Source organism: Candidatus Phyllobacterium onerii (assembly GCF_028331445.1).
Lineage (GTDB): Bacteria > Pseudomonadota > Alphaproteobacteria > Rhizobiales > Rhizobiaceae > Phyllobacterium > Phyllobacterium onerii.
Window position 1 is genome coordinate 48471 of sequence record NZ_JAQMHX010000005.1, and the last position, 15118, is coordinate 63588.

Genomic DNA, 15118 nt, shown 5'->3' on the forward strand with positions numbered 1-15118 from the left:
AAGAGGCGCGCAAGGAATGTGGAACAGGTCGGTGACGATCTGCGACAGGAGGGAACGGACTTCATGGACGACGAACAACGCGAAATCATACGAACGCTCGGAGTTGCACCCAACTTTGATCCTGCCGCCGAGATCGAAAGGCGGACCGAATTTCTCGCTGGGTATTTGTCTTCATCCAGATTGAATACCTACGTGCTCGGCATCAGCGGAGGTGTCGATTCACTCCTTGCAGGTCTGCTTGCCCAGCGTGCCGTAGTGGAATTTCGCAAAAGCGGAAACGACGCCCAGTTCATCGCTGTGCGTCTGCCGTATGGCCTGCAGGCAGATGAGGAGGAGGCAACTATGGCTGTCACGACCATCGCACCCGACCGGATTCTGACAATCAACATCAAGCCGGCCGTCGACGCGATGATAATGGCGCTGAAGCGGGGTGATCTCGCGTTCCGCGACGAGGCCCATGAGGATTTCGTACTCGGCAACATAAAGGCCAGGGAACGCATGATCGCCCAGTACGCAATTGCTGGGGCTCACCACGGCCTCGTCATCGGCACGGATCATGCGGCAGAGGCAGTCATGGGCTTCTTCACCAAGCATGGCGACGGAGCGGCCGACATCCTGCCGCTGTCCGGATTGATCAAACGGCGCATTCGCGCCATGGCTGCAACGCTGGGCGCTCCGGATCACTTGGTTACCAAGGTCCCGACAGCCGACCTTGAGTCTCTCGTGCCACAGCGTCCCGATGAAGATGCCTATGGGGTCACCTACGACCAGAATCGATGACTTCCTGGAAGGGAAGCTGATCGAGGAGAGTGCCAGGGACATCATTGTTCGCGCCTATAAAGCCACGCAACACAAACGCGCCCTGCCTGTAAGTCCCGACTCATCAATGCTGGACAGGTGATTTGAGGGTGGAAGATACGTTCCAAAGCGCGGCACGCACGAACCGAATTGTCATGGGAGGAAGGGGAGCCACCGCCAGCCATTAAGCGAAGGTTCCGTGAACAGGTGAGACCCGGCGCGGGGTTGCAATGGGCGGTGACACGCCGGGCCTCGCGTCGGGGAGATGTGGGACTTTCCGACGGGAAACAAACCTGCTCTCAAGGTGGATTGTTCCGGAGTAAATCTTATGGACTAGGTGAGGCCCGACGCCCTCCTTGGGCTCGGAATGATCGATGCCGGGACCTCTGTCGAACTGTCCGCACTGCAACTACGAGATCACGACTTGAACGCAAAACGCCCCCAAAGGAAAACAAGGACTAAAATGGCCGCAGACACGACTATCCTCCAGTCAGCCGCCAGGAGCGTCGAAATCATAATCATCAACGTGATCTCAATTCATTCGTCAACCAGCTTAACGCAACCGACGTTTGCAAGTTCCCGTCGCGGCGAACTGCTGGCAGTGGCGCGCGGCTCCGCAACCCATTTCCATGGAAACCGCAAACTGCCAGTGACGACGTGATTTAAGAAGTTGTCGGCAGACCGTTACTACTCTGGTGCAAACGGCTGACACGATGGTAGGCGAACGGATGTTCATTCAACACCCGGTTGAAGGAGAGGATCCTATCCTTCCAACAACTCAACTTTCGCAAAAGAGTACTCATTTTTTTGTGGCCGGATAAGGATCAAAAAGCTTCTGTCGACGTTGCGGACCAGTAATTCAGTTCAAGATCGCCTGGGAGGTCTGATGTATTCCCGACTGCACACTCTTCTTTTGTCCGTTTCCGTTTTATGTCTAGCGCTGCCTTCCCATGGAGTGGCGCAAACCAAGGGTACAGTCGGAGAGTCCTCCGACGTCGTTGTCCAAGGCTCGATCCTCGAACCGGAAAAGCTCCAGGTCAAGGACGACGCCAGGCTGACAACCCTCATCAAGCGGCCCGAAGGATTCAAGGTCGACGTTTTCGCCCGCGACCTGATCAACCCCCGGATGCTTGCCGTTTCGGACAAGGGTGTTGTTTATGCGACCAGGCGTAGCGTCGGCGATGTGATTATGCTCAAGGATGACAATGGCGATGGCAAGGCTGATGACGTCCAGATGGTGGCCAGCCGCCCCGGCATGCACGGCATTGCTTTTGACGGCAAGACGGTTTTCCTCGTCGCGGTGAACGATGTCTTCACGGCTGAGGTGAACGACGACGGGACATTTGGTCCTCTCAAGCGCATTATCAACGACCTGCCCGACGCGGGGCAGCACGCCAACCGAACCATCGCCGTCGGACCTGACGGAATGCTCTATATCACCGTGGGCAGCACCTGCAACGAATGCCAGGAGAGCAATCCGGAAAACGCAACGATCCTCCGCGCCAAGAAGGACGGCAGCAGCCGGACGATTTTTGCCAGCGGCCTGCGCAACACCATCGGCTTCGATTGGGAGCCGACGACCGGAGCTCTCTACGGCCTCGATCACGGGATCGATTGGCTCGGCGACGAGGTTCAGGTCGAAGAGGTCAACCGCATCGAGCAAGGAAAGCGGTATGGCTGGCCGTACGTCTTCGGCATGAGTGATATCAATCCCCATATCAACACGCCGGAAGGGATGTCGCTCCACCAGTGGGCAAAGCTGTCGACGGAACCCGTGCTTGGCTACACCGCCCACAGTGCGCCCATGCAGATGGCGTTCTACGACGGCAACGCCTTTCCCGCAGACTACAGGGGCGACGCCTTCGTCGCCATGCGCGGTTCATGGAATCGCCGTCCGCCGAGCGGTTATGAAGTAGTGCGGATCAATTTTGAAAACGGCAAACCTGTCGGCTTCGAGAAATTTCTGGAAGGATTTCTTCTCAAGCAGGAAAACGGCAAATACGGCTTCCTCGGCCGCTTGACAGGTGTTGCTGTCGGCAAGGACGGATCTATTTACGTCGCGGACGATTCCAACGGCGTCGTCTACAGGGTTTCGTACGACGGCACGGCTTCTGCCCCAGCCGGGCCGGGGGCCGTTCCAAATGTGGTCGCCGAAATGCCCGTGTCGAAAATTGCCGTCGATCTTGTCGATGCGAAAACGACGGAGCCGATCAAGGTGTCCTCCAGCTTCGACAGTGATCAGGCCGTGCCCCTCCCACATGCGGCGGACGGCGACAATGCCTCGCCGAGGCTCAGCTGGAGCGGCGCTCCGGAAGGCACACAGTCATTCGTCATCATTGCCGACGATCCTGATGCGGCAGAACCGAAGCCCTTCGTCCACTGGCTCGCATATGACGTGCCGGGCACCACCACTGAGCTGCGCGAGGGACTTCCAACCGAGCCCGTGCTCTTGGATCCGAACGGCATGAAGCAGGGCGCGAACTCGTCCGGTTCGCATGGATATACCGGGCCCAAGCCACCTTTAGGCGATCCTGCCCACCATTACCATTTCCAGATATTCGCTCTCGACGTTCCCACCCTCGGACTTGAGCCCGGTGCCAAACGGGACGCCGTTTTGCAGGCGATGGAGGGCCATGTGTTGGCTGAAGGCCAGATTGTGGGTACGTATGAAAGGAAGACCGCGAGCAAATAAGCGGCCAGGGAAGGGGAGACGCTACCAGCCTTCGTCGGGAACATGGACCGGGAGTCCTTTACCGCATTGCGCCCATGTCAGTTACCGCATTGCGCCCATGTCAGTCTGCTTTCTTCGTGATAGTTGTATGTCGGCGGCGTTTGTTCGGGGGTGTCGAATGTTCCGGCATAGAAGGCGACTTCATGTGAGGCTGACGTATACTGCAAGGTGATGGGCGTGCCGCAATCCGCGCAGAAACTGCGGGAAGCAATCGGCGACGAGGCTGATGTCGGCTGCGACGGGCCCGTCCAGCCGACATCAGCCTCGTCGACCCAACTCAGTACGGCGAAAGGCCCCGCCCGTCGCCCGGCGGCACATGTCGCAATGGCAAAGATGCGTGCGTTTAATTCGCTCCAATTGAAATCGTATGTTGCCGCAAAGACATCCGCCCGCGATTTCTGCCACTAGCTTCTCCTTTTCTTTGATGCCCTCATTCCGAAATCGTCTGTGTCGGTGAGAAGTTCCATGATTTGACCCCCGCAGCGCCGGCAACGAAAAGTCTGTCGACGGCGACTGTTGGTCGGACGCTCTGTCGAGTTAAGTTTGCCGCTTCTCGAAAACCGTAGTGCGTGGGAACCCGGCTGGCTTTTTCACGTTGATCACCCACGAAGAGGAGGACAAATTATGGGTAAAAAAAGCAAAGCCGTACCGAAGCGGGTTGCAGGCTTGAAGGTTCCCAAAACACTGCGCCAGTCAAAAATCCTGCGCGGTCTCTTAAGCAATCCCGTTGGACGCGAGGTGCTGGCCAATGCTCTGACTGCTGGTGCAGCGGCGGCTGCTGCGGTACTCATCGAAGAGCGAAAGGAAATCGCGGATGCCGGCAAACAGGGCCTAAAAAAAGGGGGCCAAACGCTGAGCATCGCGACACGGGCAGTACAAAGCGGGACCAGCGCCGCAATGGGGGCGATTGGCGATACGGCACACGCCATGCTTCCAAAGAAAGTACGCAAGGGAAAAAAGTTCAGCTTCGACAAGGTCATCCAGCATTAGCGAATAAGCGCGTGACATCCGATATTGAGGCACGTAGCGGCCTGCCAAAGTTCCTCGAACGATACTTGCTACAAGATTCCCGCGGCTCTTCGTGGACCCGCATGAAGGCGGTGGCGAAACTACGCGCTATGGGCATCCTCGTCAGGAAATATCCCAAGGCGACCTTGCACGCCGCATCAGCCGGTGTTTGGCAAGCAGCTAGGATTGGCGTCAGCGATCTCATAAGCACCGTCCAGGATAAGCGCATTGTTCGCTTTCGGAAACGTTACAAACCATTAAAAGTAAGCGCAATTGATATCATCCGCACTAATGATCGGTACTCGAAAGTAATTGGGCGGTGACATGGTACGCACAGATGCGGTTTGGGCTAGAAGCCTTATGAATGGAAACCCTAATTGCTGGACGACCCAGATACGGGCGGCTTGTTTGGAATCCAGTGAATAGTTGGCCAAGCGTATTGCCTTGCGTTTCGTGGATCGCCTCAGGAAATCGGGTCTGTTTCATTTCGGATTTGCGAGAAGGCGATAAGAGTCAATTGATTAACGCGTGAAGGTGTTTCCGGAACGAAAGGATGTAGCCTTTGTTAGGGTTATAATCACGGAACTGTATGAGTGACGATGAAAAGCCAAAGCGCTAATGAGAAGAATGGGAGCCTCATGATGTTCAACCCCAATGCAGAAGTACGCATATTCATTCCGGATGAGATACTGAACACTACAGTCAAAACGTTCACCAACGCCAAGGACGCGCTTGCCGCAATGAGCGAGCACTCAGTCCTCAAGGTAGAAGTCGAAGGGTATGGCCCAATGATCCCGGATGAGTTTGTTGCTGGTTGCGCTGAACTCGGGTTGAGTAAATAACGAAGGCCGCCGCGGCGACTGGAAAACTGATCTCGCTTGCAGCGATGTTCTACCTGTTGAACTACGGCGGCGTAGTTTATCTTCGGGAGCACCACAGCCGTGGGAGAATTGGCATGGCGATGGGAATGGGTCTAGGTATAGGGATTGGCGCAATGCTCGGAAACATGTTGTTTGATAGCACTGCGATTGGGATCGCCGTGGGCGTCGCGCTCGGTGCTGCCGTGGGGCACTGGTTGTCCAAATCTCATCTAGGAATTTGATCGGAAGCAGTCACATCATCTCTTTATAATATGGCCATCATGGAGATCGAACACTCCGTTCAAACCGCCCTGCTTCATAAAACTGCTTTCGACTTCATGCCATCTGCCGATATAGTTACCGCAGGTCGTACATAATATTGGACTGTCCGATCGAACTTGTGTGGGTATCCGCAGATACGTCGTCCGGCATTCGGAGCATTCCAAACGTCCATTTAACTGCGTCGCCATGGCAGCCTCCATGTTTAAAATTAAAGAGTATCGGCTGTGAAGTCTTGCGCAATACTATGTCCGCTGGAAGACACTCAAGAACGGTTGGGTTGTCATTCGATTGACATGTCCGCCCATGTGGTAGAGCCCTCCATCAAATTTCGGGACGTCATTGGTACCTTGACCGATGATTTCTCCATTTGAACTCTGAATGACCGCTCCCACTTGCCTCGAAAGGCACGCAGATTTCATCGCAACACTAGCTGCGGAGAACATCGCTGTTTCTTCGGAATTCGGAGTGCGAATCCCAATCTCAAAGATTCGCTCTAAAAATGTTCCGATTACATCTTTTAGCTTGATCGTATTCTGTGCATCATTTCGAATAAAGGTATCGGCGTGGCTCATCGTATCCTTCACGGACTGTCCATGCTCTACACCTTCGTCGTAGTCCTGGTCATTAATTTTTTGAATGTAGGCATTATCAGGCTGGTCGGTTTGTAGTCTCGCTACCCGCACATTTTCGGGGGCGAATACGCCTAATAGCCAAAACATTTCGCCGTAAACTGTCCGAAGCCTACTGACCTCGCGAGGGTTCTTAAGCGAGTCGATAATCGTGCAGTGACGTCTCACTTTGTCGACGATCAGACCTTCTTGCTCGGGATCAGGTTCCCGACCGTTGTGAATTTTGTCGATGCAAAAATTTGCCAAAACATCTTCACCAAATCGCTCTCGAAGCGCTGAGCCAGCTTTTTGTAATTTGTCGATCCGCACTGCGTCGCTGGCATCGACTTTCTCGTGATCCACTAGGCCCGCGCGTTCGTTGACGATGTCACTGACTTTGATAGTATCGACGCTGTAGTGATACTCCTTTGTTAAAAGTTCACTGAGTACTTTCGAAGTAGTACTAACACCCGCGCCGACCGGCCCCACGAGTGCGATAACCAACTCGGATGTCCGTCTTTCTTCACTTGTTACCGGAGTGATCTCTACTTCATTTTCCGGAGCATCGTTATTAGCAGCTACCCGTGATACTTGGACCATAAGCTATTCCCCCACAACGCGATATTACCTTATTCCGCTGCGTTCGATTCGAGAAGCTGAACTTGAAGTTAATTGCTTAAACTCTTTATTGCTGGAGGCCCTCGCAGGACTAATCGCCAGGACTTCTCCCTTGGAACGGGTCATGTTGAACTTTCCATTAGAACTGGCAGAGTTACTGGGCTCCTGACCTCACACAAAAGTCCGGAAGTGCTGGCGGTTATCTACAAGCGATATTGGAACAACACCTGGAATAATTGTCTGGATAAAATCTGACAGTATTTTATGAAGAGCAATGCGGAGGTTGTGATTAAATCTGAACGGCACCTGCTGTAGTCGGACTTTACTTCGATGCTCATTCCTTGAAGTTAAAAAGGTCTCTTGGTGTTGGTACTGAGACCGCGGGCCCGTCGTGGCGATGCCGTTCGGCATTTTCCGCCATCTCTTGCAAAAGAAGTTGCCGGGCGGCTTCGCGAGATTGCAAGAAGATGTCGACCGCCTCGTTCAATTCGGATTGAGAAAGCAATCTGTAGTCACCGCGATTCCAAACTTCTGCGCATCGCCCAACGTCAGTTCCATTGTCAGTCTTGGGGAAGAACAGAAACTCGGCGGGGGAATTTTGATAATCAGTGAGTGACAGAAACGCATCTTCACACACCGAAACCAGTAACCGACGTTGTAACTCCGTGAGCTTCAATTCGGTCCACCCGCAAACAAATATTGGCACGAAACGGCCGCGTTCGCGAATTACAGACAGCGGAGAGACTGGGACAATCAAATCGCGAGAAACTCGAAACCATTCTTTCCCAAATTCTACAGCGTTGAATGCTGCGTAACTACGCTCTTGGTCATGATTAAAAAAGGTTCTAACGAGTTCTTCGTTTTGTATTTTCCCAGCAGGAGCACCAGATCGACCTGCTACTGTTACGGCGGTGTCCAGATCGATACCGAGTTGTATACGATCTCTAATTGCCGCATACGCGGGAGAATAGGTGAACCGCGGAGCACCTTTGACGAATGAAACGATAGACTTCGTTGTTTTACCAACGTCATCGTGAACGAAACGCACCCAGTTAGGAGCGGACGGTGGTCTATCAAGCTTCGCGAGTAATTTGAAATAGTCCATTGCCATTAGTGTTTCACCGTCTTTCCGTACCAACTCTTGATCAGTTCATCCGAAATTCTCATGGAAGCATTCGTTCTAGTCTCATGGTTCCAAGTTTGATCCCACGGACCTCCCCCTATATGAGACTGTGCGACGAGCGCGCCCGGCTTCATGGCTATATATTTCTTAACCAAGTCTTTTAGAAAAACCTCTTCATCTGCGTCGAAGGCATACAATGCTTTCACTTTTTGGCCGGTATCAGGATCAAGATATCTAGCTCGACCAGTAATCTCAGAATTACCATATTCTTTGAACTCTCGGTAAAGTTCACGAAATACAGGTCCGTGCGTCCAGGCTTCAATCTTTGCACTTAATAACGGACGCGAAAATGCAACGAGGAAATCGGCATGCAAGAAGTAAACGATCTTGTTGATATGCAGATTTGACACTGCTCGGCGTTCGACCTCGGCCACGTCCAGGACGAAATTAGCGATTGCGCGAACATCATACGACATGGCTCCAACGTATGTCATTCTCGTTTTGTTCGCAATGTGTACAGCCTTCTATCCCCTGTAGATTATTCCCTGACGGACAATAATTCTCGAGAAAAAATTGCTGACCCAGGAAATTGGGGCAGCGATTTGAGCGATCTTTTGGCTTTATCAGTATGAACTATGTGTTTCCTGACAGAGCATCAGACTAACTTCGCCGGGTTCTTCCGGAAGTGCTCCCGCATCAGCTGCATTTCTTGCAGGTGCCCTTTCGGACCAAACTAAAATGCCGCTTTGTCATTTAGGGCTCCCCAACGTCTTAGGGGAGCCATTTTTCTTTGGAAGTATTTTCCGTTAAGTCTTTGACTTCACTGGAGGCAGAACGGAACTTTGGCTCCTAAACACGGAACTTTGGGTCTCCCACCACCTATTCGAGGCTCAACTGCACCCGGAAGTATTTCCACAGGTGTCGCACTTCAAGCACGTCCCATTACGAACCATCGTGAAGTTCGAGCATTCCGAGCAACTGTCGCCGGTATAGCCCTGCATCATCGATTTGATTCGGCGATCCGACATCACCTTCTTTGCTTCGGCTTCAGCCTTGGCTTCTTCAGCTGCGGCTTCTGCATCCGTGTCCTCGAACAGGGCTGACGCCGGAGTTGCTTCTGCCTGATCCTTTGCACGCTCCTCATAGTCGCGCTTGAAGGCTGTCGATTCCTGGCTGACCACTGCAATCGTTGGTTTTGCAGCGATCGCAGTTACAGTGCGGCTGGCGAGGGTCGTGACATTTGATGACGCAGTTGCCTTGGGCGCGTTAACGGCGCCTGTTCCCCCTGCGCTGCTAAAACCCTTGGGATCAGCCTTGTTGGGCGAAACGACAGTCAGAGAAGCGCCGCGTGTCAGGCCCTTCGAGACTGGCTGGGTCTTGCCTTCGGAAATACCGCGGCCAAGCGAGGTATTGGAGAAGTCGGACTGGTCGACATGGGCAAGATCATGGCGGTCAAGATAGGAAACAGCCAGTTCGCGGAACAGGTAGTCAAGGATCGACGTAGCGTTCTTGATTGCATCATTGCCCTGAACCATGCCTGCCGGTTCGAATTTCGTGAAGGTGAAAGCCTCCACATATTCCTCCAGCGGCACGCCGTATTGCAGCCCCAGCGAGATGGCGATGGCGAAGTTGTTCATCATTGCCCGGAAGGCGGCGCCTTCCTTGTGCATGTCGATGAAAATTTCGCCGAGACGGCCATCGTCGAACTCACCCGTCCGCAGATAGACCTTGTGACCGCCAACGACTGCCTTCTGGGTGTAACCCTTGCGGCGGTTCGGCAACTTCTCACGATCATGGACATAACGTTCGACAATACGCTCTACGATCTTTTCTGTGACCTGAACGGCACGGGCCGCTGCGGGCGCTTCGATCAGCGCCTCGATTGCATCGTCTTCATCCTCGTCATCATCGGCGAGCAACGAAGAATTCAACGGCTGTGAGAGCTTGGATCCGTCGCGGTAGAGCGCATTGGCTTTCAGCGCCAGCTTCCAGGAGAGCATATAAGCAGACTTGCAATCCTCGACGGTTGCTTCGTTCGCCATGTTGATGGTCTTGGAGATCGCGCCGGAGATGAAGGGCTGAGCGGCTGCCATCATACGGATATGGCTGTCGACCGAAAGGTATCGCTTGCCGATCTTGCCGCAAGGATTGGCGCAATCGAAAACCGGGTAGTGCTCTTCCTTGAGGAAGGGAGCGCCTTCAAGCGTCATCGCACCGCAAATGTGGATGTTGGCGGCTTCGATTTCCTTCTTGGAAAAGCCGAGTGCCGGCAAGATCTCGAAGGAAATGTCGTTGAGCTGCTCGTCAGTGAAACCGAGAATATTCTTCGCAAAATCTTCGCCAATCGTCCACTTGTTGACCGCGAATTTGATGTCAAAGGCCGACTTCAAAGCCGTGTTGAGCGTGGCTATGATCTCGTCCGTGAAGCCTTTGGCTTTCAGCGAACCGGGGTTGATGCCGGGCGCCTGGTTGAGATTGCCATGACCAACAGCGTAAGCTTCGATCTCGGCGATCTGGCTCTCCGAGTAGCCCAGTGTACGTAGAGCTTCGGGCACGGCACGGTTAATAATCTTGAAGTAGCCGCCACCAGCCAGCTTCTTGAACTTGACCAGCGCAAAGTCCGGCTCGATGCCTGTCGTATCGCAGTCCATGACGAGGCCGATGGTACCTGTCGGCGCGATAACTGTAGCTTGCGCGTTACGGTAGCCATGCTTTTCGCCAAGCTTCAGTGCCTTGTCCCATGCCGCCTTTGCATGCGTGATCAGATCCTGATCCGGGCAGTCAGCCGCAATCAAAGCGACAGGATTTACAGCGAGGCCTTCATAGCCCTGGTTTTCGCCATGCGCGGCGCGGCGATGGTTGCGGATGACGCGCAGCATGTTGGCAGCATTCGGGGCATAGCCATTGAACGCACCGAGCTCCTTAGCCATCTCGGCGGATGTAGCATAGGCGGTGCCGGTCATAATCGCAGTAAGTGCACCGCCGATCGCACGGCCTTCGGCGCTGTCATAGGGGATACCCGAAGTCATCAGCAGGCCGCCAATATTGGCGTAACCCAGACCGAGCGTGCGATACTCATAGGAGAGCTTAGCAATTTCCTTGGAGGGGAACTGCGCCATCATCACGGAAATCTCGAGTACGATCGTCCACAGACGAGCGGAATGCTCAAAGCCGGCAACATCGATCTTGCCGTCCTTGCCGCGATAGGTCAGGAGGTTGATCGAGGCCAGATTGCAAGCCGTATCGTCCAGGAACATATATTCCGAGCATGGGTTGGACGCGCGGATCGGACCAGCAGCCGGGCAGGTATGCCAGTCATTCATCGTGGTATTGAAGTGTAAGCCTGGATCAGCCGATGCCCAAGCGGCATAACCGATCTTTTCCCAAAGATCGCGTGCCTTCAATGTCTTCATTACCCTGCCGTCCTTGCGGGCGGTCAGGTTCCAGTTACCGTCGTTTTCGACGGCGCGCAGGAATTCGTCCTTGAGCGAAACAGAATTATTGGAGTTCTGCCCGGCTACCGTCAGATAAGCTTCTGAATCCCAGTCGGTATCATAGGTCTTGAAGTCGATATCCGTGTAGCCTTGCTTGGCAAACTGGATGACGCGCTGGATATAATTCTCTGGAACCTGATTTTTCTTGGCGGCCTTGATCTCACGCTTCAGCGCTGGATTTTTGGTTGGCTCGTAGCAGTCGCCATTGTCGGCTTCGCAATTGACGCAAGCCTTCATAATAGCAGCGAGGTGCTGCTTGACGATCTTGGAACCGGTGACGAGAGCTGCAACCTTCTGCTCTTCCTTCACCTTCCAGTCGATATATTCCTCGATATCAGGGTGATCCACGTCAACGACGACCATCTTGGCGGCACGGCGTGTCGTGCCGCCTGACTTTATAGCGCCGGCAGCGCGATCGCCAATCTTCAGGAATGACATCAGACCAGAGGAACGACCGCCACCGGACAGTTTTTCGCCTTCGCCGCGAAGGAAGGAAAAGTTTGAGCCTGTGCCGGAGCCATATTTGAACAGGCGCGCTTCGCGAACCCAAAGGTCCATGATGCCGCCTTCATTGACCAGATCGTCCGCGACAGACTGGATGAAGCAAGCATGTGGTTGCGGATGTTCGTAAGAAGATTTGGACTTGGTCAGCTTGCCGGTGTCCGGATCGACATAATAGTGGCCCTGACCGGGACCATCGATGCCATAAGCCCAGTGCAAGCCTGTATTAAACCATTGCGGCGAATTAGGCGCGACGCGCTGGGTGGCGAGCATGTAGGCAAGTTCGTCGCGGAAGGCGAGGGCATCGGCTTCGCTATCGAAATACTTGCCCTTCCAGCCCCAATAGGTCCAGGTGCCGGCAAGACGATCGAAGACCTGGCGCGCATCCATCTCGGAGCCGTAGCGTTCTTCGGTAGGCAACGCCGCCAAGGCCTCTTCATCGGCAACCGAGCGCCACAACCAAGAAGGAACCGAGTTTTCCTCAACCTTCTTCAGCTTGGCAGGCACACCCGCCTTGCGAAAATACTTCTGTGCAAGAATATCTGCGGCCACCTGACTGAACTGGGCCGGAACATCGATATTCTCCAGACGGAAAACGATTGATCCGTCCGGGTTCTTGATCTCACTCGTCGCTACACGAAATTCGATCTCCGCATAGGCTGATTGATTCTCTTTGGTAAAACGCCGTTCGATCCGCATCTTTCTCGTCCTTGTCTCTATATATAGTATCCATCAGGCGCCATGTGAAGAGTTGTGCGCGAATGGACACAATTCCGCCCTGACCGATTCCAACCCCTGAAACCGGCTGCTACACCTTCGCCCTTGATCGACGCGGTTCCCCGCGTCATTTCCGGGCTTGGTGGCCCTAACTCTGACGCCTGTTGTGTGATTCTTACCCCTTAAGGACTGTCACACTATCTGGTAAATATTCTGCCTGTAAACACTAAATATAGTGTTAATTGGCCATTTACCCAACAAAATAATCGACTTGCGTGCAGGCGTTTTTTCCGTCCAGACGTGATCCACCCCTTGCACGCGCGCTGGAGTGCAAGCTCTGGTAAACACTGGATAAACTGGAAAAAGGCCGGTTACAGACACTCCGGTCACGCCACTAACGCAACGCCGTTCACCATAAAAAATGACTCGCGTGCAAGCGTCAAGTCATAGTTTTTTACATAATTGTGACCGCAATATCTTGTGTGTCACATATGTGGATAACGGGGAGAAACCTAAAGAAATTTTTGCCGGCTAGCGGTGTGCAAAGTTTCTGGGGAAAGGCCATCACACTGGGAAAATTTGAATGAGATGCAAGTGCACTGTAAGCGTCGCGGCTCTCAGTGATCGGCTAAAGCCCCAAGATCAAAGCTTGCAAGAAGGTTTTTCAGCCCGGGTTCTTCCACCCGTTGGGCGGCCTCGTTGACGCTTACCCAATCGAGCCGACGTTCGCCGCGCTCAGGCCAATTCTTTTCCTGGTGCGAAAAATGCATAGGAAAAACATCAACGATGAAATCGCCGGATTCACCATCACACACATCGTGTTTTTCGTACGTATATGCACCGATAGAAAAGGGCGCCACGTCGCCGCGCACGCCTGCTTCTTCATAGGCCTCTCTCTGCGCGGACTGTGCAAACGTCTTGCCGACCTGTGGCCAACCCTTGGGCAGAACCCAGCGGCCGGTTCCTCGGCTTGTAATCAACAAGATCTCAGGTCGATTTTTCTTGAGGCGATAAACGAGTGCAGCGACCTGGCAGATCCTGCCATCCGGCATTTCGATCCGCTTGTCCGATACGATTTCGTTTAGATAGGTTACGTTCAATGTTCCGCTCATTTCAGCTTGTTTTCAGCAAGTGTGAACCGATTCGAATAATCCGCAATCGTTCTTTGGCTACAGTTTGCTGCTTATATGCGACTTATGACATTTTTTTGAACAGCAGTGCAAAAAAAATGGATCGAAATTTCCAGCGGGGCGCGGTCAGAGCCCGACTAAGGGATAGCTGGAAAGGTTGGATCACAAGGGATAACCTGTGTGAAACCACAAATGGGAGGGACAATGACTTCCAGATCGTCGTTCGAAGAGGCTTCGCGACCTTTCGGTGCTACAGATTCACCAGAGGATGAAAACGTTAGTGTTGTAGCGTCATGTGTTTACGCCAACGGTCAGCGCATAGCAGACATCTCGATCGATGAAGCAGGAACGTGGACTCAAAAGGAGGGACACGTCGTCTGGATCGGATTGTTAGAGCCGGACGGCAAACTTCTGCACCGGGTTCAAAAGCAATTCGGCCTGCATAGCTTGGCTATTGAGGATGCGGAACACGCTCATCAGCGTCCAAAGCTCGAGCAGTATGGTGATGCAATTTTTATCGTGGCGCGAACGGCACAACTGATCAATGGCCGTGTAGAGTTTGGTGAAACGCATGTTTTCCTTGGTAAAGGATATATCGTCAGCGTTCGCCACGGAGCGTCGACGTCGTATGCGGCCGTGCGGCAGCATTGGGAGACGTCACCTTATGCACTGGCAAAAGGTGAAGATTTCATTCTCTACGCAATTCTGGATTTTATCGTCGACAATTACATGCCGGTGCTGGAAGCAATTCATGATGAAGTGGAATCGATCGAGGACCGTGTACTCGCGAAACCTATGACCAGCAGCGATATCGAACGCCTGTACATGTTGCGCCGGGATCTTTTGCGGCTGCGCAATGCGATTGGACCGCTTGTCGACGTGTGTGGACGATTAAGCAATACGGATCTGCCGCAGATACAGACAGCGATGCAGCCTCATTTCAGAGATGTCACCGATCACGTCCGCACCGTTCAGGAGAAGATCGATGGTTTGCGTGAGGTTTTAGCCTTTGCGTTTGAAGCGAGCTTACTCGTTGGCCAAAGTCAGGAAACGGTGATTTCCAAGCGCTTGGCCTCTTGGGCGGCGATACTGGCTGTGCCGACTGCTATCGCCGGCATTTACGGCATGAATTTCAAGCACATGCCAGAGCTTGATTCTCCCAATGGGTATTACTGGGTGTTGGGTGCGATCGGACTTGTGTGCTTGACCCTATATTGGCGGTTCCGCAAGAGCGGCTGGCTTTAGAAT

At 53.4% G+C, this 15118-nt stretch carries 11 protein-coding genes and 1 pseudogene; 5 read left to right on the forward strand and 7 right to left on the reverse strand.

Going from position 1 to position 15118, the window contains the following annotated elements:
* Nucleotides 1-63 precede the first annotated feature (63 nt).
* Both nadE and PHA01_RS12810 read left to right on the forward strand, forming a co-directional pair.
* A pseudogene (gene nadE / locus PHA01_RS12805) lies at nucleotides 64-901 on the forward strand (ammonia-dependent NAD(+) synthetase).
* Between the two features lie 783 nt (nucleotides 902-1684).
* On the forward strand, nucleotides 1685-3490 hold the full coding sequence (locus PHA01_RS12810) for a YbhB/YbcL family Raf kinase inhibitor-like protein (protein WP_271896069.1): 1806 nt from the start codon (nucleotides 1685-1687) through the stop codon (nucleotides 3488-3490).
* A 77-nt stretch (nucleotides 3491-3567) separates the two neighbouring features.
* On the opposite strand, the gene PHA01_RS12815 is transcribed toward PHA01_RS12810, so the two are convergent.
* The gene (locus PHA01_RS12815; protein ID WP_465248737.1) at nucleotides 3568-3855 is read right to left on the reverse strand and encodes a GFA family protein; all 288 of its coding nucleotides are present in this window, start codon (nucleotides 3853-3855) and stop codon (nucleotides 3568-3570) included.
* Nucleotides 3788-3934 (reverse strand): GFA family protein, encoded by a 147-nt coding sequence (locus PHA01_RS29585; RefSeq protein ID WP_465248735.1) that lies wholly within the window; start codon nucleotides 3932-3934, stop codon nucleotides 3788-3790. Before PHA01_RS29585 ends, PHA01_RS12815 begins: the two co-directional genes overlap by 68 nt.
* 219 nt (nucleotides 3935-4153) lie before the next feature.
* Here PHA01_RS29585 and PHA01_RS12820 point away from each other — a divergent pair, with 219 nt between their 5' ends.
* Both PHA01_RS12820 and PHA01_RS12825 read left to right on the forward strand, forming a co-directional pair.
* Nucleotides 4154-4519, forward strand: coding sequence for a hypothetical protein (locus tag PHA01_RS12820; protein WP_271896071.1), 366 nt, complete (start codon nucleotides 4154-4156; stop codon nucleotides 4517-4519).
* A 617-nt stretch (nucleotides 4520-5136) separates the two neighbouring features.
* A complete protein-coding gene (locus PHA01_RS12825; protein ID WP_271896073.1) occupies nucleotides 5137-5379 on the forward strand; it encodes a hypothetical protein in 243 nt (80 codons plus the stop codon).
* Nucleotides 5380-5921: 542 nt separating this feature from the next.
* Here the strand turns inward: PHA01_RS12825 and PHA01_RS12830 are convergent.
* From PHA01_RS12830 to PHA01_RS12850, 5 genes are all read right to left on the reverse strand, one after another.
* The gene (locus PHA01_RS12830; RefSeq protein WP_271896075.1) at nucleotides 5922-6887 is read right to left on the reverse strand and encodes a hypothetical protein; all 966 of its coding nucleotides are present in this window, start codon (nucleotides 6885-6887) and stop codon (nucleotides 5922-5924) included.
* A 352-nt stretch (nucleotides 6888-7239) separates the two neighbouring features.
* Nucleotides 7240-8016 (reverse strand): hypothetical protein, encoded by a 777-nt coding sequence (locus PHA01_RS12835; protein WP_271896077.1) that lies wholly within the window; start codon nucleotides 8014-8016, stop codon nucleotides 7240-7242.
* Complete coding sequence (locus PHA01_RS12840) at nucleotides 8016-8504, reverse strand: Panacea domain-containing protein (RefSeq protein WP_271896079.1); 489 nt, start codon at nucleotides 8502-8504, stop codon at nucleotides 8016-8018. The genes PHA01_RS12835 and PHA01_RS12840 overlap by 1 nt, the downstream gene beginning before the upstream one ends.
* 414 nt (nucleotides 8505-8918) lie before the next feature.
* Nucleotides 8919-12722, reverse strand: coding sequence for a vitamin B12-dependent ribonucleotide reductase (locus PHA01_RS12845; protein ID WP_271896081.1), 3804 nt, complete (start codon nucleotides 12720-12722; stop codon nucleotides 8919-8921).
* A gap of 635 nt (nucleotides 12723-13357) precedes the next feature.
* A complete protein-coding gene (locus PHA01_RS12850) occupies nucleotides 13358-13852 on the reverse strand; it encodes an NUDIX hydrolase (RefSeq protein WP_271896083.1) in 495 nt (164 codons plus the stop codon).
* Nucleotides 13853-14074: 222 nt separating this feature from the next.
* Here PHA01_RS12850 and PHA01_RS12855 point away from each other — a divergent pair, with 222 nt between their 5' ends.
* Nucleotides 14075-15115 (forward strand): magnesium and cobalt transport protein CorA, encoded by a 1041-nt coding sequence (locus PHA01_RS12855; RefSeq protein WP_271896085.1) that lies wholly within the window; start codon nucleotides 14075-14077, stop codon nucleotides 15113-15115.
* Nucleotides 15116-15118 lie beyond the last annotated feature (3 nt).

Bases quoted from the DNA above. Each gene is read 5' to 3' on its own strand.
- PHA01_RS12810 (WP_271896069.1), top strand. From the start codon at position 1,685: ATGTATTCCCGACTGCACACTCTTCTTTTGTCCGTTTCCGTTTTATGT.
- PHA01_RS12820 (WP_271896071.1), top strand. From the start codon at position 4,154: ATGGGTAAAAAAAGCAAAGCCGTACCGAAGCGGGTTGCAGGCTTGAAG.
- PHA01_RS12825 (WP_271896073.1), top strand. From the start codon at position 5,137: ATGAAAAGCCAAAGCGCTAATGAGAAGAATGGGAGCCTCATGATGTTC.
- PHA01_RS12830 (WP_271896075.1), bottom strand. From the start codon at position 6,887: ATGGTCCAAGTATCACGGGTAGCTGCTAATAACGATGCTCCGGAAAAT.
- PHA01_RS12835 (WP_271896077.1), bottom strand. From the start codon at position 8,016: ATGGCAATGGACTATTTCAAATTACTCGCGAAGCTTGATAGACCACCG.
- PHA01_RS12840 (WP_271896079.1), bottom strand. From the start codon at position 8,504: ATGTCGTATGATGTTCGCGCAATCGCTAATTTCGTCCTGGACGTGGCC.
- PHA01_RS12845 (WP_271896081.1), bottom strand. From the start codon at position 12,722: ATGCGGATCGAACGGCGTTTTACCAAAGAGAATCAATCAGCCTATGCG.
- PHA01_RS12850 (WP_271896083.1), bottom strand. From the start codon at position 13,852: ATGAGCGGAACATTGAACGTAACCTATCTAAACGAAATCGTATCGGAC.
- PHA01_RS12855 (WP_271896085.1), top strand. From the start codon at position 14,075: ATGACTTCCAGATCGTCGTTCGAAGAGGCTTCGCGACCTTTCGGTGCT.